Raw genomic sequence first — 22345 nt, forward strand, 5'->3', positions numbered from 1 at the left:
AAGTAACTCCGCTCTATCGAATTAACAAATCCACACATCCACGAATAACCCTATTTCACCCCCAGTTCCTTAAAAGAATTGATAATATTGTCCATTTCGGGTTCGTAGTCTTTTTGTTTGTCAGCCTGTGTCCAGCACAGCATTTGGTAGTAGTGTTTTTTGCCTTTAAAGTAGGCCGCTTTCCAGAAGATTTTCTGTCCCTCGGCCTCGCCGCTAAAGCCGCCCACACGAGCATCCATGCCGTTTATTTTTTTTGCCGAAAGGATAGGTTCTTCCGGTAAGTTCAGCGCTTCGGCAGTACTGCCCATAAGCAGCTTGCTGTAGCCGTCTACATCAGGCGTGTATTCGGGCATGCTTTCATTAATTATATCGTCCAGGGTATTGCTGGGCTCGTCTATAACTATAACATAAAACTCCTTAAGCAGGTTTTGGTATTGCAATGATGCGTCGTCGTGCAGGTTTTTGCCTTCGCTTAAAAAAGAGGGCAGTACCACACTATACTGGTTTTTAACTTTTATGGTTTGGGGGTCGCTGTTGCAGCCTGTAAACAATAGAGCTACAATGGCCATTACGGCCAGGCATTTTGTCCTCATCTTCTTAAATAATTGGTTCGTATCGTGAATAGAACTGCAAGGTACTGTTTTTTGCCGAAAAGGGACTGAGTTTTTTAACATTAACACGTTGTGGAGTTACGCATTTCTCGCTTACATTTACATTTTATAATAAAATTCTGAACTACTCTAATGAAAAAGATTCTCGCTATTATGCTTATGGCTTCTGCAGCACTGCACGCGCAGGCCGATAAGGTAAAATTTAAAGCTACAATACAGCACGCTAACAGCGACTCGCTGGTGATACGTTCGCGTACATTTAAACATACTATTAAGGGTACGAAGGGCGCTTTTACCGATGCTTTTTCGGTAACACCGGGCATGTACCAGCTTTTTGACGGAACAGAGCAAACTACAGTTTTCCTTAAAAATGGTTTTGATATTGCCCTTACTATGGATGCTGCTCAGTTTGACGAAAGCATTGTGTACAAAGGAAAAGGCGAAAAAGAAAACAACTTCCTGGCAAAACTGGGCCTTGAGATAGAAAAAATAACCGAAACACTTAGCTCGGGTCCCGATGCGTTTAAGGCTGGTACTGCAAAGCTGGACGGGCTTCTTAAGGAAATAGAAGCTCCGGGTTATGACGCTGATTTTGCTGCTGCCATGAAAAAAGACCTGTTGTATAACAAACAGGATCTTGAGCGTATGGCTACACAGGCTGCTGCTGCCCAAAAAATGAAAGGACAGCCTTCGCCGCAGTTTAACTACGAAAACCACAAAGGCGGTACTACAAGCCTTGCCAGCCTTAAGGGTAAATATGTGTACATAGACCTATGGGCTACATGGTGTGGGCCATGCCGCCAGGAAATACCGTACCTGCAAAAGCTGGAGGAGCACTTCCACGGTAAAAACATAGCATTTGTAAGTATTTCTATTGATGCTGTAAAAGACCACGACAAATGGAAAAAGTTTGTAACCGATAAAAACCTGGGTGGCATTCAGCTTATGGCCGATAAGGAATGGAAGAGCGATTTCCCTCAGGCGTATGGCGTAGACTCTATTCCGCGCTTTATATTGATAGATCCTAATGGTAATGTTGTAGAAACGAATGCCAAAAGGCCGAGCGAGCCTAAGCTTACAGAACAGCTTGAAGCTTTATTGAAATAATCTGTATATTCGCTATACACAAGCCCATGCCATTGTGCGTGGGCTTTTTGTTTTAAAACCATCACCAGTTATGAAAAAAATATTTACGCTGCTGCTGCTTACAGCAGGCTTTGCACTTCAGGCGCAGGCCGATTTCAATTTTAAGGGAACCATTACTAACAGTACGGTAGACTCTATAGTAATATCCGGTTTGCTGGATAATTACCGCCTGGTGCTGCCTGTAGACAAGCAGGGCAGCTTTGGTACACATCTTCAGGTTAAAGAAAACATTTACACGCTGCAATACGGTTTTTTTAAGCAGTACATCTACCTTTCTGATACGACTAATCTTACACTGAAAGCAGACGGGAAAGAGTTTTTGTCTTCGCTGGCTTTTGAAGGGGAGGGGACTGCCCAAAACAACATTTTAAGGAAAATGTCTGTAGACCGTTACAACCTGTATGTTCGTTTTATTTCGGGGGTGGAAAGCGACAAGAAACTGAAAAAAGATGCTGCCGCTGTTACAGAGGGCTGGGGCAAGGCCATACACAAATCAGGGCTGCCCGAAACTACCCAGGGTTGCCTTCAGGTTGCATCTGCCATGGAAAACGAAAAAGTAGCGGCTGAGATAAAGCGTTTAGATCTTATAACAGCTATGGTAGGCAAGCCCTCACCACAGTTTAGTTATGCCGATGTAAATGGTAATACGGTAAACCTGTCTGACTTTAAGGGTAAATTTGTGGTTATCGATATTTGGGCTACATGGTGTAAACCCTGTGTAGCCGAAATTCCTTTTATGGAAAAAATAGCCGAGGAGATGAAAGGCGAAAATGTAGTATTTTTGAGCATCTCAATTGATAAGCAAACGCAGGCAGAAAAATGGAAAAAGTTTGTTGCCGAAAGAAAGCTTGGCGGAGTACAGGTAATAGCCGATAACGACTGGGCAAGCGCTTTTCTTACCGAGTATGGCGTAAAGTCGGTGCCGCGGTTTATTATTGTGGCACCCGACGGCACTGTGGCTAACCCTGCTGCCAGTAAACCCAGTGACGGACTGGACAGGGAGCTGAAAAAGCTGCTGCGTAAGCAAGGAACAAAATAACAACGATGATGAAAAAGTATACGTATATAGCGCTGCTAATGGGCTGTACTGCCCTGGCACAAACAACGCCTAACTTTAAAGGGACTTTTGTAAACGCCGAGGCCGATTCTATAGTGGTAAAAAGCCTGCTGGGCAAGTTTAGGAAAGCGATAGCTGTAGACAAGCGAGGCGATTTTAGCACTACCATACAGCAGGGCATGAACCTGTTTTCTATGGAGTATGGCAAGCAGCAAATGCTGGTTTTCCTTTCTAATGATATGAACCTTACCCTTCTGGGTGACGCTGATGATCTGGAAAAGACCATATATTTTGAAGGAGAGGGTGCTGCCGAAAATAACTTTGTAAAACGTGTAAACCTCGACACCAAAAACATTGAGGCAAAGATAGCCTCGTCTGCAAACAGTGCCGATGCATTAACCGGCGAAATAGAGGCTACAGTGGCCGATTGGCGTAAAACCCTTAAGGAAGATACTCCTGCTGTTTCGCGCACCAGCCTTATGATGCTTATAAGCCAGCAATCGGCTAATCTTAAGCTGGAACTTATAAACCGCGAAAACAGGGCAGCCCTTACTGGCAAACCTTCGCCGCTGTTTAGCTATAAGGATGTAAAGGGTAAAACGGTAAACCTTTCCGATTTTAAAGGTAAATACGTGTATATAGATGTGTGGGCTACCTGGTGCGGCCCGTGCCGTCAGGAAATTCCGCACCTGCAAAAACTGGAAGAACAGTTTAAGGGCAGTAAAATTGCCTTTATAAGCCTTTCTATAGATGAAACTAAGGATGCCGATAAATGGAAAAAAATGGTAGCCGAAAAATCATTAGGCGGGGTGCAGGTAATGGCCGATAATACATGGAAAAGCGATTTTGTAAAAGCTTACAGTGTAGAGTCTATACCGCGCTTTATACTTATAGATCCTAAGGGAAATATCGTAGACCCGGACGCAAAACGCCCCAGCGAGCCCGAACTGGCAGTGCAGCTTAAAAAACTTTTAGGAAAGTAATTAATATAACGATTTAGTCAAAAGCCTTGTTTTTATAGGGCTTTTGCTGTTTTTGGGCCATACCTGTATAATTTTCCAATGTTAAGTTTTACTCAATGTTACCAAATTGTTAACTCAATGTGTTTTTTGTGTAAATTAAATTTTTATATTTGTTATGTAATAGAATGTATAACGTTAAACACAAGGCAATGAAAAAGATATTCGCAGCAGGATTTTTGCTAATGGCAGGTGTGTTATCAGCACAAAGCGTAAAACCAGTACACGAGATAGAAAACAATATAATTAAAAGTACCTATTATTATGATAACGGTAATATAAAGCAGTCCGGCTTTTATAAAGACGGCAAGCTTACCGGTGCATGGGTAGCCTATAATGAAGATGGCACCAAGCAAAGCATGGGTACTTATGAAAACGGTAAAAAAGTAGGAAAGTGGTTTTTCTGGACAGGGAAAACACTTACCGAAGTAGATTATAACGACAGCCGCGTAGCAGAAGTGAAAAAATGGAATAAAGACGCTGTGGCTGTTAACAAATAATTTGTTACTAACCCGAACTTTTAAAGTTGAAAATCGAAAAGCCCCGCGGTGTTAACCAGCGGGGCTTTTTCTGTACAAATGGTTTGTGGAAAAAATTATGTTTGTTTGTTGTTTTTCTTATTTCTGCCCCTCCATATCATAAAGCCTGTTACTGGTAACATAGAGCACACCAGGCTTACAATAAACGCCAGTATTTTTCCGGGTAATCCCAGTATGGCGCCTACGTGTATGTCGTAGTTTGCTCCAATTACTTTTTCTCCCATATTAGCATCACGGTAGTTTTCTTCTTTAAGGAACTTACCGGTATACTGGTCGTAAAAAGCATGGTGGTGCTTGTAGTACGTTCCAGGCACCAGGTTTATGTGCATGCCTATAGCGGCGGTGCTATCGGTTGGGCGGCCTACACTGTAGTAATCGGCTTCGGGGTAACGTTGTTTTGCGGCAAGCACGGCGGTATTAAAGGCGGCATCTTTATCGGCCTGTGCCGGTGTAGATTTTGCCTCAACAGGTACCGGAGGCGTTATGCTAAGGCTCGATATTACATACACAGTGTTTTGAAACCATGTAAAAGCCCATACCATACCGGTAAATGCCAGTATCAGTGCCACAGACGATACGTAAAACCCAAAGATGTTGTGCAGGTCGTAGTTTTTACGGCGCCACTTGGTTGTTTCTTTCCATTGAAACCAAATGCGTTGTTTGCGCGCCGCTTTGTTCTTTGGCCACCACAGTATAATACCGCTAATAAGCATTATTACAAAGATAAATGTGCTCCAACCTATGATTTGCTGCCCCACCGGGTGACTGATGAGCAGGCTCCAGTGCAGCATTTTTACAATATTAAAAAAGCCGTGGCCTTCGTCATATTTGCCCAGTACCTCGCCGGTATATGGATTAGTGTATACTATATAAAAATAGTCCAGGTTGTCTAAGTACCAAAAGTGCCCTTCGCTAAACTTATAAGCATAAGAAAGTGCCGCTTTTTCCGGGTTGTTATATACTGCCAGGCTGTTCAGCTTCATATCCGGGCCCAGTGCCTTTTGGGTATTATCCCATAAAACCGATGCAGGCAGGTGCTTTTGTCCGGGGGTAGGGGTTACGTATATGCTGTCATGGCGCAGTGCCGTGGTTATCTCTTCCTGAAAGGCGTAGATACAACCCGTTACCGCCAGCAGCAATACCACAAGCCCCGATGTAAGCCCCAGCCACAAGTGCGCTTTGCCCACCCAGTGCTTAAAATCCTTTTTCTTCTTCTTTTTTTCTTTTCCCATCAAAAAGCTAAATTAGTACATTTTGCCCAAAAAGGCGGCACCTCCTTTTACATAAGGAAATGCCGCCAGTAGCAGAGCAATATTTATCTTTAAAATTTATACGTAATACCCAGCCTTAGGTTCCTTGGGGCTTCGGCCTGCCAGTAGTAAGCACCCAGCCATGCATAGTAAGACCCGGAGTACAGGTATTTATCCAGTATGTTATATACGTTTGCATTAATTTTCATGTTGCCTTTTTCATAAGAAAGGCCGCCTTCGAGCTTAAAATAATCCGGAAGCCTGTCCAGCCCCTGGCTCCAGGTATCGGTCCTTCTGCCGCCCAGGAAGGTAAACCCGCCTGAGGCGCCAAAACCTTTAAAGAAACCATCCTGAAGAGTATAGGTAAGCCATGCATTAGCGGTGTGCTTAGAATAGCCCGGCACGATATCGCCTTTTTTAATGCCGTATGTTTCGGTAATACCCGCAGCTACTTCGCTTACATACGATTCTGTAAAGGCGTAGTTTGCTACCAGGTTCAGCCCCGGAAGCAGGTTGCCCCTTACGTCAAACTCTACGCCCTGCGCCCTGCGTTTACCAAATACAATGCTGTACTGCTCGCCGGAGGTATTGGTAGGGTCAGACATCAGCTCGTTATTTTTGTTTATACGGTATATAGACAGGGTAGTGTTCCAGCTGCCGTTAAACCAGTCTCTTTTTATCCCTATTTCGTTGTTATTCCCTGTAAGGGGCTTTACGGTTTCGCCACTGCGCATAATACCGGCCTGTGGTGTAAAAGCCTGGTCGTGCAGCAGGTATACCGATGTGTTTTCGTCTACAGACATGCTAAGTCCGGCACGCGGGCTCCAGTGGTTGTCAGATATCGGTGCGCCGCCCCATGAAGCCTGCTCTGCCGATGTGTACCTTCCGGCCACGGTAAGCCTTACCCGGTCATACAGGCCCAGCTCATACTGCAGGTAACCTGCACTGTAGTGCGAACTCATCATGCCGCCTATGGCCTGTGCCCTTTCTTCCAGTGGGGTGCTGCGGTCAAAATCGGGCATGCCGTTTGCCGGGGTGCCGTAATTTGGCGCTGAAACCAGGAATGGGGTTTCATAAGTATCCAGGTCATGGCTCTGGCCCCAGTCTGCTATATAGTTTTTGTTACCCATATCAAGCCCTGCAAGGATTTTATGGCTCAGCTGCCCGGTCTGGAATTTACCGTTAAGGAAAACCTGCCCCAGTTTCATAGAGCTTTCGGCATCCCATATGCCCACATTACGTATTATTTCGCCTGCGCTTAAAATTTCTGTGCCGTTTGCATCATACTCCGGACCCACGTGCGACGGCCATGAGCTGTAACCTTCCTGTAAGTATTTAAAGTATGCCAGCTGTGCGGTTACCTTCCAGTGGTCGTCTATCTGGTGTTCCAGCATGGCATAAAAGCTGTGGTCGTTTATTTTGGTGTCGGGCAGTCCGGGCTGTGTCAGGGTAAAGTCGCGCGGTGCCGTAGCATAGCCACCGGTCCCGAATACGTAGTAAGAACCTACCTCGGTCATGTTTGCACGCTGGTAGTTGTATTCAAAGGTGGCCTTTGTTTTGTCGTTTATCTGGTATGAAATAACCGGTGCTATGGCATAGCGGTCGTTGTGCTCATACGGACGGAAAGAGCCCTTGTTTTGGGCGGCAAGGTTAAGGCGGTACTGTACTTTGCCGTCTTTGCTCAGTTTACCGTCAAGGTCTACAGTGGTACGGTACAGGTCAAAACTGCCCAGTGTAAGGCTTACCTCGCCTTTTTCTATGCCGGTAGGTTTTTTGGTAACCACATTATATAGCCCGCTTGGGTCTCCGTTTGCCAGCATAAAGCCGGCCGGACCTTTTACAAACTCTATGTGGTCTACAAAGCTCATGTCTTCGGTAAGCGGGCCCCAGAACGATGAAACCACGTTAAATCCGTTCCTGAAAGCCTGTATCTGCGAACCGCGCATGGTTATATTTGCATACAGGTCGCCCCAGTGTTCCAGGCGGGTAGTACCGCTTACGTTTCGTATTACACCATCGCTCATGCTTATTACCTGTTGGTCTTTCAGTGCCTGTGCGGTTACTATCTGTATGTTTTGCGGCACATTTAAAATAGGGGTGTCCAGGCGCAGCGTACCCGAAGTCTTATCCTGCTTATAGCGGTTGGTGCCCCCGTTGATAATCACCTCGTTTAGTTCTTCCTGGCTTTCGCCCAGGGTAAAGTTCTTTACCGTTTCGGTTCCGGCCGTTACCGTAATGGTTTCCTCCACGGGCTTAATACCCACGCTTACTATGCGTATGGTGTATTCGCCGGCTTTTACGCTTTTTATTTCGTAGTATCCTTTAGCGTTTGTTATGGCACCATAACCGGTACCTTTTAGCGCTATGGTAATGTTTTCTGCGGGGGTATTGTCGCTCAGTACAATAATACCGCTTACACTGCCGCGTTCTTGTGCCGTAAGCACCATGCCCAGCAGCAATGCAATAAGGGATAAGGTTTGTTTAATGTAGTTGTTAATCATTTTTTGTTTTGGTTTTATTTGAATGTGACAAAGTTAAGTCCCAAATAAACACCGGACAATATTATTTTTAATTATTCTAAATAAAATTAAGCTCTGTTTTTCACTTTTACGAATGTGTGGGTAAAGTGGGTTTTATTTTTAATGATTCTAAATAACAGTGTTTTTTGATTGCAGTTTTGCTAAGGTTAGCGCAAAAAAAATGTCCCGCAACCGGGGCGGGACATTTATGCTCTATGTGTTTTGCTTTTACTTAGAATTTGTACGATATGCCACCTACAAATGTCCTTGGAGCCTGTACGTTTATAGTGGTATACCCATTAAAGTACAGCTCATCAGTAAGGTTGTTTACCCTGAAGGTAACCCTGTATTTTGGCTGGTCGTAGAATACAGATGCATTAAGCACAGTGTATGAAGGCAGTACAAAAGTATCCCTTCCGGTTACGTTACCGTCTGAATCCAGCGTATTCTGGTTATAGATAAGGCTTTCGCTGCCGTAGTTTCCGCCTACCCCAAGGCCAAGGCCTTTAATAGTGTTTTCCGGCAGTTTGTAGCTCACCCAGAAGTTAGCCAGGTTTTGTGGGCCTGCTGTATACGGGCGAAGGTTGTTTACACCGGCATCGGCTTTTGTAAGCTTGCTGTCGTTGTAGGCATAACCTGCTATAATGTTTAGGCCTTCTATAGGGCTTGCTGTAATTTCGGCCTCTATACCTTTACTTAGCTGGGTGCCGTCCTGTATAGAAGATATAGGGTTGCTTGGGTCTGTCCTTACAATGTTTTCAACTTCTATATTATAGTAGCTTACACTACCGCTTAGCTTGTTGTTAAAGGCGTTTGCCTTAACACCGGCTTCAAACTGGTTAGCGTGTTCCGGCTTAAATACAGCACCGTTAACATTAGGGTCTGTAGAGCCTGCGTAGCTGTTTACTACGTTTTTAAAGCTGTTTTGGTAGTTAGCAAAAAGCGAAACCTGGTCTTCTACAATCTGGTACACAGCACCAAATTTTGGTGAAAATGCATTTTGAGAAAACGCACCAGACCTTGTGTTGCTGGCTGCATCATAAGAGCCCCTGTTTTCGTAGTTGTCAAAACGTACACCGGCCGATACAAGCAGGCGAGGGGTAATGTTTAGTACATCGTTTACATACACGCTGTTTGTGCTGTAATCAGAAGAGCCTTTATAAAAGCTGTCCGAACCGTCCAGCATGTTTTGTATTGTGTGCTGGTTAAAGGCATTGTAGTTAGCTATAGATCCGGTGTAGTCTACCGTGTCAAAAGTCCACTGGAAGCCCGGCAGGTAAGTAATAAGGTAGTATCCTTTAGTGTGGTAAATGTCGCCGCCTATTACCATGCGGTTCCTCATGCTGCCTATTTTAAAGTCGCCTGTAAAGTTCTGCTGGAACTCCACCGCGTTAGACGAGCCTTCAAAACCCCATGCGTTACGAGACATTTGGTTGTTTGCCAAAAGGTATAACCATGTACCCGGCCCTGCAGCTTCGTTGTTTGCTGAGGTTAGTATAGACTGCGACGTCCAGTTGTCAGACATCTTGTAGTTAAACGTAGCAAAGAAGTTGCGGCTCTTGGTTTGTGTAACAAAGTTACTGCCGTTCATACTGCGTTTAAAGTCGTAGTTAAGGTCCGCGGCATTGTGTATGCCTATGTTGCTTGGGCTGTCGCCAAGGTATATAAGGTTAAGGCCTGTAGCATCCTGGTTAAAGAATTCTGCTTCAATGGTAGCCGTAAGGCGGTCGCTAAACTTGTAGGTAAACGATGGTGCAAAGAAGAAATTCTTGCTCATACCTGTATCCTGGAAGCTTTCGCTTTTTGTAGTAGCGGCATTTAGCCTGAACAGTGCCGTTTTATCAGCGTTAAGCGGAGTGTTTACATCTACGGTACCACGGTTAAAGCCGTAGCTTCCGGTCTGGAAGTTTACCTCACCGCCAAACCTGTCATACGGTTTTTTGGTAACACGGTTTATAAGCCCGCCGTAAGATGTAAGTATGCTACCAAAAAGCGTAGCCGAAGGGCCTTTTATAGCCTCTATGTATTCTATGTTAGCAGCATCGTTGTTAGCTATAACAGTACCTGCTACACCGTTCCTTACAAGCGCCTGGGTAGTAAAACCCCTAGATACGTAGTACGAACCTCCATCGCCGGCACGGCCTGTGGCACCCCACATTTGGTACAGACCCGGAACGTTTTTAAGGGCGTCGTCCTGGTTTGTTATCAGCTGGTCTTTCATCAGTTGTTGTGTAACCACGTTGCTTACCTGTGCGTTTTCTATGGCTTTTAGCGGAATGCGCGAGCTGCTTACAGCTTCCTGCTTGCTATAGCGGTTAGTGCCGCCGTTTATTACCACTTCGTTCAGTTCTTCCTGGCTTTCGTTCAGGGTTATGTTAGCTGTTGCTGTTTGTCCGGCTGCAACGGCAATATTTTGTTCCACGGTTTTAATACCTACCGAAACTACGCGTATGGTATATTCACCGACTTTAACGTTCTTTATTTCGTAGTGGCCTTTGGCGTTTGTTACCGCACTGTAGTTAGTGTTTTTTAACGCCACGCTTATGTTTTCGGCAGGGGTATTGTCGCTAAGTACAATAGTACCGCTTACGTTACCGCGATCCTGAGCCGATAGCGCAAAGCCAAATAGTAGCGCTATAAGGGTTAGAGTTTGTTTAAAAATAGAATTGTTCATCTGTTATTGGTTTTTTAAAACGGGGCAAAGTTAATACCCAAATGGACATGAAGCAATATTATTTTTAATTATTCTAAATAAAATTAAGATACGAAAGCACTTTTGAGAATAATGGTGTTATGCGCGCCTATTTTTTTACAGAACGAATTTTTGGGCTGTAAACGCTGTTTTTATTATAACATTTTGTGATGAAAGCTTATGTGGGTTGAGGTTTTAGTCGCAGTCGCAGTTTACAGGTGCTTCCATGTCGACCGCAGCGTAGCGGAGTGGAGACATCTCTCCCATTACTGATTTACATAAAATATAACACAAAGCCCCGCAAAGGAAGCGCAAAGTTTTCCGAAGTTTTTAAAGGATGAGTGAAGTTGTTCCCGCTCTTTTGGAGAGGGTTAGGGAGAGGCAAAAAAAGTGCCGCCATGCGGAGGGACTGATATTTTAAAACTAAGTGGCTGAGGTATTGTAACAGCTAAAAGCTCTACACCCACCTTGCCTCAAGCAACTCAAAATATTTACTATAATCCTTATCAGGAAAGGCTTTTGCGAGTGCTTCGAGCGAGGCCTTAAGCCCGTCGTATTTATAAGAAATCATAGGGTCTTTAAGCGATACCTCGCTAAAAAGCAGCTGCCAGTCGGCTATGCCCATCATGTCCAGCACGGCTTCATAATACTGCACAAAAGTGAGGTTGGTTTTGCAATAAAACGCGCGGTCTATATAATAAATAGCAGGTTCGTTTGGTGGCGACACACCTTCCTGAATGCTGAATACCGCCATTTTACCATCGCCTATTTCGGGGCGTGTATCAAAAGAGCGAAAGGTTTTCCAAAGTGCTTTTTCTTCTTCAGGCTGGTCGTCGTACCAAAGACCTTCGTCGTAGTTTAAAAGTGATAGACCTACCCCTATATTTTCTATACAAATTTCGAGTTTAGAAAAATATAAATCTACCTCTATTATTCCATGAAAATACAGCTTATTGATATTTATAACATCTTTAAATGATTCCTCAAATTTATATCCATAATAATTTATAAATTTATTATGTGCGTAATCAATGTCAAGTTGTCCCTCATCATAACTTTGTAATAGATCAAGATCAAAATCATCTACACTGATAAACTCATTATCAACTAATTTATCATGTAATAGGCTTGCGCTTTTTGAAATTTTGTATTCCATAATTTTATTGGTTATAGGTTTTAGACCCGCAATATAACAAAAAAGTCCCGCCATGCGGCGGGACTGATTTATCTTATCTGTTCAAGAAAGCTGAGGTGCTGTGATGCTTTAGCAGGTCAAAATAGTTATTGGTCTGTCTACAGTCTGAAATAATATCTATTCAGTTGTCTTATGGTTATACAATTGCGCCAGTATATCAAGCTGTACATCCCTCCTTACAGTTTCTATACGCGATGTTTCCATATCGCCACCCAGGGGCAGGGCGGGTAGCAGGGTATACATTTCGTCTTCTTTTAGTTCCGGCAGGGTACTGCGGTGTTTCAGGTGCATGTCGTAGCAAAAGCCGATTTCTAAATTGGTAGTGTTTACCAATGCCAGGTTGAGCAGAAGCCCTAAATAACCACTGGGGGAATTAGCATGGGCAGTACCAGTGTGTGGATTGAACCCGCAATAATCGTTATTGTAATAATATTCGATGCAGCCAAAGGAAGAAACCAGGAACGCATGGCAGTTATCACCATCAAGCCCCCAGTTTGTAAATACATCATGAAAATCTTTGGGCGATACCGTTCTGAAAAAGCCGTTGCCGTATACAGCTTTTTGTTCCTGCTGTAGGAATTGGTATAACTCATCAGGGATCTTATCCCGGTAGGCTTCCAGTTCGCCTTCGGCAAATGTACCTGTCCTTTTATCTAAAGGGTGCTTAGTGAGGAATTCTGTAATGTCGGTCATTTTTTGGTTATAGGTTTTAGACCCGCAATATACAAAAAAGGTCCCGCCATGCGGCGGGACTGATATTTTAAAACTAAGTGGGTGAGGTATTGTAATAGCTAAAAGCGCTACACCCACCTCGCCTCAAGCAATTCGAAGTATTTACTATAATCCTTATCAGGAAAGGCTTTTGCGAGTGCTTCGAGCGAGGCCTTAAGCCCATCGTATTTATAAGAAATCATAGGGTCTTTAAGCGATACCTCGCTAAAAAGCAGCTGCCAGTCGGCTATGCCAATCATGTCCAGCACGGCTTCATAATACTGCACAAAAGTGAGGTTGGTTTTGCAATAAAACGCGCGGTCTATATAATAAATAGCAGGTTCGTTTGGTGGCGACACACCTTCCTGAATGCTGAATACCGCCATTTTACCATCGCCTATTTCGGGGCGTGTATCAAAAGAGCGAAAGGTTTTCCAAAGCGCTTTTTCTTCTTCAGGCTGGTCGTCGTACCAAAGTTTTTCGTCGTAGTTTAATAAAGTTAGATTGTTGTACACTTTTTCAATATTTATTTCTATTTGGCTTGAATAACCATCTACTTCAAACCATGCATGAAAATGAAATGTATCTATATTTAATATGTCAAGATATTTTTTCTCGGGGATATCATAACCTAAAGCCGTAAATTCTTCTTCTGTAAATCTTGCTAATGTGTCTAAACTAAATCTACCATCATTATCAGAGATATTCAAGTCCAAAAGTAGTATTTCGCTTAAATTTGACTTTACTGTTGCACTGAATTTTCTAAACTTTTCTGTAATCGGGAATTCCATAATTTTATTGGTTATAGGTTTTAGACCCGCTAATATAACAAAAAAGATCCCGCCATGCGGCGGGACTCAAAGTAACTATATAAGATGAAAACATAAATTAATGTTTCGCGGTAAAGCCATCTTCGCTTAGTTCGCGGTGCTCGTAGTCGGCAACCATTTCTGCGGCGTAGTCAATCTTTTCTGATTTTGAGAAACGACGGATAAGGCCATCAAAAATAGAGTATACTACCGGTACGATGATCAGGGTAAGGAACAGTGAACTGATAAGACCACCTATAATAACCCATGCAAGGCCGTTGTTCATCTGTGCGGCACCACCCTTAGCAAGCGCAATAGGAATCATACCAAAAACCATGGCTATCGTAGTCATAAGGATAGGACGAAGACGGGCATGGTTAGCCTGTATAAGCGCATGATAAGTGCTTTCGCCCTGTTCTTTACGGTGGTTAGTAAAGTCTACCAGTAGAATTGCGTTTTTACACACCAGACCAATAAGCATAATGATACCTAATATGGTAAATATGTTCAGCGTATTGTTTGTAAGCGCCAGTGCCAGTAGTGCCCCGATGAACGACAGCGGTACGGCAAACAGTACCACAAACGGATACACAAAGCTGTCGTACAGTGCCACCATAACAAGGTATACCAGGATAATAGCGGCAAGTAGTGCCACACCCAGTGTACCGAAACCTTCGCTCTGGTTTTCCATATCACCACCCCATACGTAGCTTACACCCGACGGGCGTTCCATTTTTTCAAACTTCGCGGTCCAGTCGCTTACAACGCTACCTACAGGCCTACCTACAGTTTGTCCCTGTACGGTAACCGATGTACTCTTATCACGGCGCTCAAGCAAACTTGGCCCTGAACCTTCAGATATTTCTGAGAACTGGCTTAGTTTTACTTCCTGGCCCATGTTGTTCATAAACGTTATGTTGCGCACGTCGTCTATGTTCATACGGTTGTATTCACCATAACGTATGTTAATGTCGTACTCGTACTGGCCGGCACGGAACTTACCATCGGTGTTACCGTTAAAGGCCGTTTGCATGGTTAAACCTACGGTTTGCAGGTCTAAGCCCAGAGCAGCCATTTTATCGCGGTCTACCTTAACGTCAATCTCCGGCGAACCAGCCTCTGAAGTTAGTTTTACTTCCGATGCTCCCGGTATTTTGCGCAGCTCATTGGCTGCAGCTTCAGCCCATTTATAGGTGCTTTCAAAATCGTTACCTGTTACGGTAAGGGCTATCGGCGCTTCGTCGGCACCACCCATTATACTTACCGGTACGGTTTTTATCTTGGCGCCTACCAGTACTTTTTGCAGTTCCAGTTTGGTTTTTGCAGCGTATACAAACGAGTTGTCTGTACGGTGCTCCTCGTCTACAAGGGTTACAGTGATTTCACCTTTGTAAGCGGTACTTTGCGAACCTGCCATACCTTCACTGGTTTGACCCACGGTGGTAATAAGGCTCTTCACTTCTTTCTTCCCTTTCAGGAAATCTTCTGCTTTAAGCAACATAAGGTTGGTTTGTTCCAAAGAGGCATCTTTAGGAAGCTCTATCTGAACCATGAACTGGCCCCTGTCCAGCTTGGCAAAGAATTCGCCACCCACATATTTGCCGGTAATCATTATTGCGGCAATAAACAGGCCTACTGCTACGCCAAGGCTGGCAAGTTTTGTCTTCCAGTTTTTAAGTGCCCATGTAAGGATGCCGGTAACCCAGTGGGTAAATTTGTCTAATCCTTTTTCGAAACCAAGGATGATTTTACCAAAGATGTTTTTTCCGGTAATATGCTCTAGTTTACCAAAGCGTGATGAAAGCCAAGGTATAAGCGTAAATGATGATAGTAATGATAGTAGCGTAGCAATAACCACCACCACACAGAACTGTGTAATAATGTTACTTACAAGACCTGTACTCATAGCAATAGGTAGGAACACCACCACAATTACTAATGTAATGGCCGATACCGTAAAGCCAATTTCGGCAGTACCATCGTATGCGGCACGAATACGGCTCTTGCCCATTTCCATGTGTCGGTAAATGTTTTCCAGTACCACAATCGCGTCATCCACAAGGATACCTACCACCAGTGACAAACCAAGTAAGCTCATCAGGTTAAGGGTATAGCCCATAAGCGATATGCCTATGAATGTAGCAATAAGCGATGCCGGGATAGACACCATTACAATAAGTGCATTACGCAGCGAGTGCAGGAAGAAAAGCATTACAAATGCTACCAGGAATACCGCAATGAACAAGTCATGGATAACGCCTTCGGCAGCAACAAGGGTAAACTCAGAGGTGTCGTTTGCTACCTGCAGTTTAAGCCCTTCTTTAGCATAATCTGTTTCGATTTTTGAGATGACTTTGCGCACATCCTCGCTCACCTGTACTGCGTTAGCATCGGTTTGCTTGGTAATTTGAATGGCAATTGCGCTTTTGCCATCTACACGGGCTATTTTTTCGGCTTCTTTCTGGCTGTCCTGTACGTCGGCCACCTGACCCAAACGTATTTGTACGCCGTTTTTGCTCGATATTACAAGGTTACGCATTTCTTCTACGCTGCGGTATTTACCGGCAAGACGCACAAGCATGCTGTTTTCGCGGGTTTTTACACTACCCGTAGGGAAGTCAAGGTTACTGCCCAGTACCGTTTGTTGTACCTGAGGTATGCTAAGGCCAAAACCTTTCAGTTTGTCCTCATCCAGGTTTACCTGAATTTCACGCTCCTCGCCACCTACAAGGGTTACCTGCGCCACACCGTTTACACGGCTAAGAATAGGTTCGATTTTCTTGTCAAGTAGGTCATAGAAGGTTACCTCGTCCAGCTTACTGGTAGCACCCAGGGTTACTACCGGAAGGTCGCTCAGGGAGAATTTTACCAATGATGGCGGATCGGCATCTTCGGGTAAGTCTTTCTCTATGGCGTTTATCTTACGCTGGGCGTCGTTCAGGGAGTAGTCGGCATTGGCTTCGGGCTGAAGCGTTACCATTACTACCGAAAGGCTTTCGTATGATTTAGATTCTACTTTCTTTACCATTTCCAGCGAAGACACCGCGTCTTCAATCTTCTTGGTTACGGTGTTTTCTATTTCACCCGGCGATGCACCGGGGTATACCGTACTAATGGTAATTACGTTCATTTCAAACTTAGGGATAAGCTCGTAGCTCAGGCTACTGTAGCTGTAAAGGCCACCCAAAGTAAGTATGGTAAACAACACTATAATAAGTGTTGGCCGTTTTATGGATATTTCTGCTAATTTCATGTGATGATACTTTTTTAACCTTACAGAACAATTAGTTCTGTCTGTTCCATTTCGAGCGCAACGCAGTGAAGTCGAGAAATCTCAATTAATTTAAGGAGAGATTTCTCCATTTCGCTACGCTTCAGTCGAAATGGAACCTAGGCTGTTTAGCTGTTATTTTATAACTTCTACTTTACTGCCGTCAGTTAGGTTTATCTGTCCGCTGGTTACTACAACCTCGCCGGCAGTAAGCCCGTTAAGCACTTCTACGGTGTCGCCAAAAATGCGTCCGGCTACCACTTTAGTAAGTTTTGCCGCGCCGTCTTTTACTACAAATACCTGGTTGTTACCAACACCACCCACAAAGGCAGTACGCGGTATGCTAAGTACTTCCGGCTGTTTAGATGCTGTACCGAAAACCACACTACCATACATACCTGCTTTTAGCTCGTTGTTAGGGTTGTTAGCTATGGTAATCTCCACAGGGAAGTTAAGCGATGTATCACCTTTTGGTGCTATAAACGTTACTTTACCGCTAAATTCCTTATCAGGATATACGCTGGCAGTAACTTTTACGGTAGTACCCAGTTTAAGGGTGGCTACCTGGCTTTCCGGTACGTTTACTTTAAGTTTAAGTGAGCTTACGTCTACCAGCTCAAACAGTACAGTACCCGGAGATACCACGCTGCCCGGCTCTATATTACGTGAGTTTACAATACCGTTAATGCTGCTTTTTACGCTGGTATCGCCCAGGTTTACGCGGGTTTGTTCGTACTGTGCCTTAGCATTGGCAAGAGCCACTTTAGCGTTGTCTACCTGTTGCTTGGTAACACCACCGGTGGCAAAAGCACTTTCATAGCGTTGCAGGTCGGCTTTTGCATTGTCATAAGATGCCTTTGCGCTTTGTAGCATAATGCTTAGCTGCTCTCCTTTTATGGTAGCCAGTACCTGTCCTTTGTGCACATGGTCGCCTTCGTCTACCAGTACATTTATTACACGGCCACTGTTTTCTGCCGGAAATTCCAGTTGTTGCTTGGCTTCAAAGTTACCGTTTGCGGTGTAAGCAAGATCCGGTACACCCTGGGTTGCAGTTGCAGTACGTACTGCCACAGTGCTGTTTTGCTGAGCCACTACAGCAGTTTCGGCGTCGTTCTTTTCTTTATTTTTGTTTAGTATCAAATATCCGCCACCTATTACGGCTGCTATTACTACTATGTATATTACTTTTTTCATTGCTTGTTAATTTTTAAGGGTTTCCAGTTCGCCTTTTGCCTTTATAAGTTGTATTTCGGCAATCTTGTAATCCAGTTGTGCCGATATATAGTTGTTCTCTGCCTCTATGTACGAGTTTTCAGAATCCAGTAGGTCGGTGAGTGTGGCGAGCCCCTGTCTGTAGTTGTTCTGTGTGTTTTCTAAAACCTCGCGGGCCAGTTTAGAGTTTTCGCGTTGTAGCTCTATGGTACTAATGCTGTTCTGAATTTGCACTTTAGCATTCTGGTAAGCAAGGTCAAGGCTTAGCTTGGTGTCCTTAATATCCTCTTCAGTCTTCTTAAGGTCTATTTCTGCCTGCCTTACTTTGGCACGGGTACCAAAACCTGTAAATATAGGTACATGCAGGTTAAGGCCTATAGTGCTGTAATCGCTCCAGTATACCTGGTCTGCCGGCTTTTTAAACCAAGGCATTTCAGGGCCCTGGCCTATGTAGTTATAGCCTGCCGTAACAGAAAGGGTAGGGTAGTACGCTGCCTGTTGTGCTTTTTTGTTGTAGTAGTACAGCTGTTTTTGTTTTTGTAGTAGCTGGTACTCTGTACGGTTTGTTACATCAGGGTTTTCTTCCAGCGCCAGCGGCTTTATTTCCATTTCCGTTTCCGGAAGCGAAATCGCTGCGTTTATAGGCATGCCTATGTAAAACTTCAGCGTGTTTTCCTGTAGCTCTACCGAATTCCTTAGCTGTGTACGCTGCGTTTCTATGTTGCGCAGGTTTACATTCATACGGTCCAGGTCTATTTTTCGGGCAAGCCCGGCGTCAAACTGGCCTTTAATAATGTTGCGTGTTTTTTCGGTGTTGGCATAGGTTTCGTTCAGCACGGTTAATTTCTGGCGCTGAATGTACACCTGGTAGTAGCTGTTTGCTACACGCTCTATAACCTGCTCTTCGGTAAGCTGCGCGTTTACCTGATAAAACTCGCGGGTGCTTTTTGCAGCCTTAAGGCCTGTAAACACGCTTTGGTCAAAAATTTTCTGGGTAAGGTTTACACCGGCTACCGAATTCCATTTTTGTCCCAGTGGCGCCAGGATTACAGTTCCGGGTGCTCCAAAAAAGTCGCCCGGTAGTGCATTAAGTTGTAGTATAGGGTTGTAGGTAAGTCCGCCACTTGCCGAAATATTCGGCAGCGCCTGTGCGCGCACTTCCTGAATTTTGTACTCACTGTTTTCTACGTCCAGCTTTGCCTTGGCCGCTTCGGCCTTGTTTTGCAGGGCATAGTTTACAGCTTCCTTTAGCGTTAGGGTTTTCGGCGCGGTTGTAGTCTGCGCACGTAGCCCCATAGCTGCCGGGAGTACCATTAAGAGGGCCAGTAGCCCCTTACGGATGAATAAACTGCTCATTTTTTGTTGATATTTATGATTATTGGGTTTCTTAATTATTCGTTTATTTTTCTGGTAAAAAGCATATCCAGGATTATTTCTTTGCGTTCTTCCAGCAGGCGGTCATAGCTTTCCTGGCTAAAGCCCATGGTTTCCTGTAGCAGCGGCCTCATTGATACCGGAAAACTGCAAAGCGAAATAAAATTCAGTACAAACTGCTCCGGGCGCATCTTTGTTATATAGCCTTTATCCATTTCCAGGGCTACCTGCAGGTAAAACTTATCCAGCATGCGGTTCATGGTTTCGGGATCTTTGTATACGCATCCCTGGTTCATTTGGGTTACCATATATATTTCCAGGTACGGAAACTCTTTGCTCTGCTCCAGTATTACATCCAGGTACTGGCTTATTTTATCATACAGTGACCCATCACCAAATACAATTTTCTCTGTACGGTCGTGCTCCTGTTTCTGGGCTTCTTCAAATACGGTGTTAAACAGGTTATCGCGAGAGCGGAAGTAGTAGTTTATAAGCGTACGGTTTACTCCTGCGGCGTCGGCTATTTCCTGTGTTGTGGCATTAAATCGTCCTTCGCCAAAGAAAAGTTTCTTGGCGGTGTCTTTTATCAGCTGCTCTGTATCAACGGCAACGGCTATTTCTTCGGTTCTTTTAGCTGACATTTTAGTTTAACTTTTTAGTTTGACAATTTTGTCAACGCAAATGTATACGTTTCCTTTTAAGTAGTGTTGTTAATTTTTGTTAAGAAATTTATTCGGTTTCTTTAAGGTGTTTTTCCAGAAGGGTTACACCTTTTTGCGTACAAATGGCGCGCAGGTGGTACTCCAGGTACAGGTTTGTAACACTATGAATGTTAAACTGGTCTTCAGGAAACAGGTCGGTGTCCTTAGTGCCGGTTATTCCCGCAAAATAAATTCGGATTACAAATTCAAGATTCAGGTCGTCTCTGTAAAGCTCCAGCGCTATGCCGCGTTTCAGGTTGTCTATAACGCTTTCATACATTTTGCCAAACTGGTCGCGTTTCAGCTTCTGTGCTATTTCAGGGAAAAATTTATTAAGCTGGTATATAGGTAGTTGAAATTTACCTTCAAGTGTTTTTCTTAAATAACGGCGTATGGCAAACATTTCTTCCATAGGATCCATTTGTCCCTGGCTTAGTGTGTCTATATCGCACTTTATTTCCTCCATTATTGTTTTGGCTACAGCCTCTATGAGTTCATTCCTGTTTGAAAAATGCTGGTAAATGGTTTTTTTACTGATGCTCATTTCCTGGGCTATGTCGTCTAGCGTCACGCCCTTAAAACCCAGCTTCAGGTAAAGTTCCATTGCTTTTTCCAGTATAGACTCTTTCATTGCAGGATGAATTTCATGGTGCAAATATATAAAGGAAACTTTTAAAACCAAAAAAGTTTCCAAAGTTTTTACATATTTGTCAAACTATCAGGTTGTAGCCGGGGTAGTGCTGTTTAACAATGGATGCTAAAATGTATTTAACAGCTGGTAATAATGTAAGGTAATGATACACAGCGCGTATTTTTTATAATTGTTTTCTACAATACTGCCGGGTTGTACGGTTAGTTTTGCATAACACGTAATAATAGAGTACTTTTATCGCAAATATTCTGTATTAATGCACCCTATAACCTATTATCAAGAGGTAGTGGCCAGTTTTTTTGCCAGTACTGTTGTGGATAAAGAACCAAAAAACCTGTACGATCCTGTAAACTACATACTGTCGCTTGGCGGTAAACGCATTAGGCCGGTGCTTACGCTTATGGCTGCTGAGGTGTTTAACACCGACTGTAAAAAGGCGCTGCCTGCTGCTGTGGCTGTTGAGGTTTTTCATAACTTCAGCTTGGTACACGATGATATTATGGACGATGCACCCCTGCGCCGTGGTAACCAAACCGTACACGAAAAATGGAACATTAATACCGGTATACTTAGCGGTGATGCCATGCTGATACTGGCGTACCAGTATTTTGAACAGTATGAGCCGGCAGTATTCCGCGACCTTGCCAAGCTATTTAGTAAAACAGCCCTTGAGGTTTGCGAAGGACAGCAATGGGACGTGGATTTTGAAACCCGCAACGACGTTACTGAACCGGAATACCTGAAAATGATAGAATACAAAACTGCCGTACTGGTAGGGGCTGCCATGAAAATGGGGGCTATTGTAGCCGGGACTTCTGAAGAAAACGCAAATCTTATATACGATTTTGGTCGATACCTGGGTATTGCTTTCCAGCTGCAGGATGATTACCTGGATGCTTTTGGCGATCCGCTTACCTTTGGTAAACAAGTGGGGGGAGATATTATAGAAAACAAAAAAACCTATCTGTACCTGAAAGCTATAAAACAGGCCAATGCATACGACCGCGAGCGCCTGCTGCAATGGTTTTCTGCCCAACCCGAAGATCCTTCGGCTAAAATAGAAGATGTAAAAAATATTTTTACCGCCAGCCGTGCCGATGCCGTAACAAAAGAGGCCATAGAAGCATATACCCTTAAGGCTTTTGAAACGCTGGATAAAATGGATATAGAAGCCGATAAAAAAGAGGTTTTGCACGCCTTTGGGCAAAACCTTATGAAACGCACTGTGTAATATGACCTACGTTCCTCCGGAAAACACCGACCTGCTGCTAAGCCAGGCGCAAAAAGAACAGCTGTATACAAAACTGGTAGAACAGCTGAATAAAGATTTTGCATTGGCCAACGAGCCTGTAGAACTTGCCGAAGGCATTTCGCCTTTTGATATGAAAATGGCAGTACAGGACAAGATTTTTCGCCTTATACACCATAAGTTTGCCGAATACCTAAACCTGCTGTACATTATAGATGTGCCCGAAAAAGACGTGAAATCGCTTAACGGCGGCGACATTGCCGAACTGGCAGAGCAGGTTACTTTTCTTATCCTGAAGCGCGAATGGCAAAAGGTGTGGTTTCGTAACAGGTATTAGG

Annotated in this window: 18 protein-coding genes; 6 read left to right on the forward strand and 12 right to left on the reverse strand. The window is 44.1% G+C overall.

All coding sequences use genetic code 11. The features are described 5' to 3' along the window. Positions 1 to 50: 50 nt before the first annotated feature. Positions 51 to 593 (reverse strand): hypothetical protein, encoded by a 543-nt coding sequence (locus ACLI1A_RS08545; protein WP_411408144.1) that lies wholly within the window; start codon positions 591 to 593, stop codon positions 51 to 53. A 150-nt stretch (positions 594 to 743) separates the two neighbouring features. Here ACLI1A_RS08545 and ACLI1A_RS08550 point away from each other — a divergent pair, with 150 nt between their 5' ends. The 4 genes from ACLI1A_RS08550 to ACLI1A_RS08565 all read left to right on the forward strand — a co-directional run bounded on the left by ACLI1A_RS08550 (position 744) and on the right by ACLI1A_RS08565 (position 4333). Further along, positions 744 to 1718 carry a TlpA family protein disulfide reductase gene (locus ACLI1A_RS08550; protein ID WP_411408146.1) on the forward strand — a complete coding sequence of 325 codons (975 nt, stop codon included), beginning with the start codon at positions 744 to 746 and terminating at the stop codon, positions 1716 to 1718. Between the two features lie 70 nt (positions 1719 to 1788). After that, positions 1789 to 2796, forward strand: coding sequence for a TlpA family protein disulfide reductase (locus tag ACLI1A_RS08555; RefSeq protein WP_411408148.1), 1008 nt, complete (start codon positions 1789 to 1791; stop codon positions 2794 to 2796). Positions 2797 to 2801: 5 nt separating this feature from the next. Further along, the gene (locus ACLI1A_RS08560) at positions 2802 to 3797 is read left to right on the forward strand and encodes a TlpA family protein disulfide reductase (RefSeq protein ID WP_411408150.1); all 996 of its coding nucleotides are present in this window, start codon (positions 2802 to 2804) and stop codon (positions 3795 to 3797) included. A gap of 188 nt (positions 3798 to 3985) precedes the next feature. Continuing rightward, on the forward strand, positions 3986 to 4333 hold the full coding sequence (locus ACLI1A_RS08565; RefSeq protein ID WP_411408152.1) for a toxin-antitoxin system YwqK family antitoxin: 348 nt from the start codon (positions 3986 to 3988) through the stop codon (positions 4331 to 4333). Positions 4334 to 4428: 95 nt separating this feature from the next. Here the strand turns inward: ACLI1A_RS08565 and ACLI1A_RS08570 are convergent, their stop codons facing one another. The 11 genes from ACLI1A_RS08570 to ACLI1A_RS08620 all read right to left on the reverse strand — a co-directional run bounded on the left by ACLI1A_RS08570 (position 4429) and on the right by ACLI1A_RS08620 (position 20737). After that, complete coding sequence (locus ACLI1A_RS08570) at positions 4429 to 5604, reverse strand: PepSY-associated TM helix domain-containing protein (RefSeq protein ID WP_411408154.1); 1176 nt, start codon at positions 5602 to 5604, stop codon at positions 4429 to 4431. Positions 5605 to 5693: 89 nt separating this feature from the next. Beyond that, entirely contained in the window at positions 5694 to 8123 is a 2430-nt protein-coding gene (locus ACLI1A_RS08575; RefSeq protein ID WP_411408156.1) for a TonB-dependent siderophore receptor, read from the reverse strand. A 250-nt stretch (positions 8124 to 8373) separates the two neighbouring features. Beyond that, entirely contained in the window at positions 8374 to 10815 is a 2442-nt protein-coding gene (locus tag ACLI1A_RS08580; protein WP_411408158.1) for a TonB-dependent siderophore receptor, read from the reverse strand. Between the two features lie 475 nt (positions 10816 to 11290). After that, positions 11291 to 11989, reverse strand: a complete 699-nt coding sequence (locus ACLI1A_RS08585; RefSeq protein ID WP_411408160.1) for a hypothetical protein — start codon at positions 11987 to 11989, stop codon at positions 11291 to 11293. Between the two features lie 156 nt (positions 11990 to 12145). Further along, entirely contained in the window at positions 12146 to 12721 is a 576-nt protein-coding gene (locus tag ACLI1A_RS08590; RefSeq protein ID WP_411408162.1) for a GAD-like domain-containing protein, read from the reverse strand. 107 nt (positions 12722 to 12828) lie between these two features. Beyond that, a complete protein-coding gene (locus ACLI1A_RS08595; RefSeq protein WP_411408164.1) occupies positions 12829 to 13530 on the reverse strand; it encodes a hypothetical protein in 702 nt (233 codons plus the stop codon). A 97-nt stretch (positions 13531 to 13627) separates the two neighbouring features. Beyond that, complete coding sequence (locus tag ACLI1A_RS08600; RefSeq protein WP_411408166.1) at positions 13628 to 16801, reverse strand: efflux RND transporter permease subunit; 3174 nt, start codon at positions 16799 to 16801, stop codon at positions 13628 to 13630. A 153-nt stretch (positions 16802 to 16954) separates the two neighbouring features. Further along, positions 16955 to 18013, reverse strand: coding sequence for an efflux RND transporter periplasmic adaptor subunit (locus ACLI1A_RS08605; RefSeq protein ID WP_411408168.1), 1059 nt, complete (start codon positions 18011 to 18013; stop codon positions 16955 to 16957). A gap of 6 nt (positions 18014 to 18019) precedes the next feature. Next, positions 18020 to 19387, reverse strand: coding sequence for a TolC family protein (locus ACLI1A_RS08610; protein WP_411408170.1), 1368 nt, complete (start codon positions 19385 to 19387; stop codon positions 18020 to 18022). A 35-nt stretch (positions 19388 to 19422) separates the two neighbouring features. After that, positions 19423 to 20046: a TetR/AcrR family transcriptional regulator gene (locus tag ACLI1A_RS08615; RefSeq protein ID WP_411408172.1), complete on the reverse strand. Its 624-nt coding sequence runs from the start codon at positions 20044 to 20046 to the stop codon at positions 19423 to 19425. A gap of 88 nt (positions 20047 to 20134) precedes the next feature. Beyond that, positions 20135 to 20737 (reverse strand): TetR/AcrR family transcriptional regulator, encoded by a 603-nt coding sequence (locus ACLI1A_RS08620; RefSeq protein WP_411408174.1) that lies wholly within the window; start codon positions 20735 to 20737, stop codon positions 20135 to 20137. 277 nt (positions 20738 to 21014) lie between these two features. Between ACLI1A_RS08620 and ACLI1A_RS08625 the strand changes: the two genes are divergently transcribed. Further along, positions 21015 to 21989, forward strand: coding sequence for a polyprenyl synthetase family protein (locus ACLI1A_RS08625; RefSeq protein WP_411408176.1), 975 nt, complete (start codon positions 21015 to 21017; stop codon positions 21987 to 21989). A gap of 1 nt (position 21990) precedes the next feature. After that, the gene (locus ACLI1A_RS08630) at positions 21991 to 22344 is read left to right on the forward strand and encodes a hypothetical protein (protein WP_411408178.1); all 354 of its coding nucleotides are present in this window, start codon (positions 21991 to 21993) and stop codon (positions 22342 to 22344) included. Position 22345 lies beyond the last annotated feature (1 nt).

It is taken from the genome of Flavobacterium sp. RHBU_3 (genome assembly GCF_046613565.1).
Lineage (GTDB): Bacteria > Bacteroidota > Bacteroidia > Flavobacteriales > Flavobacteriaceae > Flavobacterium.